The sequence below is a fragment of the Novosphingobium sp. ST904 genome (assembly GCF_001298105.1).
GTDB lineage: Bacteria > Pseudomonadota > Alphaproteobacteria > Sphingomonadales > Sphingomonadaceae > Novosphingobium.
This window is the reverse complement of sequence record NZ_LGJH01000046.1, coordinates 1-2,171: the sequence shown is the minus strand read 5'-3', so window position 1 is coordinate 2,171 and position 2,171 is coordinate 1. Positions and strand designations below refer to the sequence as shown.

Sequence of the window (2,171 nt, the reverse complement as noted above, 5' to 3'; positions counted from 1 at the left end):
TTAACATTAGCCCTATTTTCCTCGTTTTCAAGATTGTGACACCCAGCCCGAATGAGGGTGCCAGTTACTGTATCGCGACGTGTTTACGGATATCACGATCGTATCCGCGATGACACACGCGCCGCGACCGCGCTTTGGACCTGGAGCTGGCAACCGTATGGCAGCCCGGTGACGCGAGAATCGTCGCCGGCATTGCACCGGGTCAAGCGTTCGCCAGACGCAAGGGGCTTCTGGAACGTGGGTTTGCCGTGGTCGTTATTGCAGTCGGGGTCTATGTTGCAGCATCGTCGCTCTGAATTAGACCATATGGATGAACGATTTCAGCGGGGCTGCTGAACGAGTACCTCGCACTAAGAGCTTCTCCTCGTCAGGCCTGATCTCCCCCTTGAGCGTGACATGGCGGTAGAGGGTCTGCCGGGTGATGCCGAGTTCGGCGCATAGCTCGGCGACTATCGTCTCCGGCTTGCCCATCGCTGCTTGGGCGAGGCGCAGCTTGTCGGGCGCGGACGACCGCCGTGCCGCCCGCGCGCATGGGCAGAGGCAGGGCCCGCGCGGGTGCGCTCGACGATCAGTTCGCGCTCGAACTCGGCGAGGCCGACGAAGATCGCGAAGATCAGGCGACCATCGGCGGTGGTGGTGTCGATCGAGGCGCCTTCGCCCGCCAGCACCTTGAGGCCGACGCCACGTTTGGTCAGATTGCCAACCGTATTGATGAAGTGGCGAAGGTCGCGCCCGCGTCGGTCAAGCTTCCAGATCACGAGCGTGTCATCGCGGCGCAGCGCGTTCGGCCAGGCGTCCAGCCCCGGTCGCTTCTCGAGCCGGCCCGACGCTGCATCCTTATAGATATGCTCCGGATCGACGCCGGCCGCGGCCAGCGCGTCGCGCTGGATCGCTGCTCAGTCGGCCGCCGCATCAAAGGTCATGGGCCGCCCCTTGACGAGATGCGCCGCCCAGTAGCGCATGCGCGCCTCGATGAGCTCGTTGCCGGGCATGGTGGAAAAGAAATGAATCATCTCGATCGAAGGATCGAGCGTCCTGATGGCGAGCGTGTCCGCATAGACCAGTGAGGCGAGGTAAAACCCGACGATATCTTCGCAGGCGGCAGCTTCGCGGGCGCCAGGCATCCGTGGGGTTTTACCGGCCTGAGCGTAGTCGGTCACGGTGATGTTGTAGATGATGGTGCCCTTATGGGTGGCATCCATGCCGCGCTGGAGCATCAGGTTTTTGTAGTCAGTGACGATCAGCGCGAGCGCGCGGCCGTCGAACATATCGGGCAGGGGGTCGAAGTCTGTTTCGGCGAGGTGGCGGATATCATCACGAGCGAAGACCCGCGGGCTGCAGTGCCTCCCATTGTGGAGGTGGTTTACCAGCGTAGCAACGTGGTAATAGCCACTTGTCCCGGGGTCTAAAGCGAACATGTGGAGGCTTGGGAACCAGTGGCCGGTTGCCGCGCATGCCCAGTTGGCGGGCAGCGGCCGGGGGGAGGGCCGCAAGGCCAGGAGCCGGTCGCGATCGTCAGCTGTTACGCGCGCCCGAATGGAAACCTCGCGCGTGGTCGCGTCAGGGTGGTGGTCCAGGAGGACGGGCGCGGAGATAATCCCGTCGGCAAGTGAGAACACTTTCATGCAAGGCTCGGCCATCGAGATGAGGGTGTCGATGCCGCGATGGACGGCGTATGCGCTGTTGCGCCGCTTTCCGAAGAGATCGCGGTCCTGGAGGCGCCGGGCCATATCCCAGACCTCGATCCATCCAGCGTCGGGGTAGAGTTGCCGAAAGCGGGTGGAGGTCCGTTGGTCGCGCTCGTCGAGGGTTGTGCCGGGCCGACTGGACCACCGTATGGCCAGATCGATATCACCAACGGTTTCGGCACCCCGCATCAGACTCCCGAAAAGCCAGATCTCGGCGATCTCGTAGTGACGGTCGGGATCTGTGTTGCAGCGTTCGGCCGACTCCAACAGGCTGCGCAATAGCTTCGTGGCTTTGTTGCGCGGAATGGGCGCATTGCTGCTGGAGCCGAGAACGGCGTAGCCAAGATGGGTGAGGGTAGCGTGATCCGGGTCAACGAGTTCCGCGTGAATGGCAGCCTCAATGGCGAGGGCATTATGGCATTGACTGGCACCGGCGGATTGCAGCTGGATGGCGGATGTGAAGCTGTTCGTCCTCTCGATGGA

General features: G+C 62.6%; 1 protein-coding gene and 1 pseudogene. Both read right to left on the bottom strand.

Features of this window, described 5'->3' with window-relative positions; translation table 11 throughout:
- Positions 1 to 297: 297 nt before the first annotated feature.
- Positions 298 to 890 (bottom strand): annotated as a pseudogene (locus tag ADT71_RS00340) (recombinase family protein).
- A gap of 6 nt (positions 891 to 896) precedes the next feature.
- A partial coding sequence (locus tag ADT71_RS31800; protein ID WP_165913394.1) for a hypothetical protein occupies positions 897 to 2,171 on the bottom strand: 1,275 nt, incomplete at its 5' end.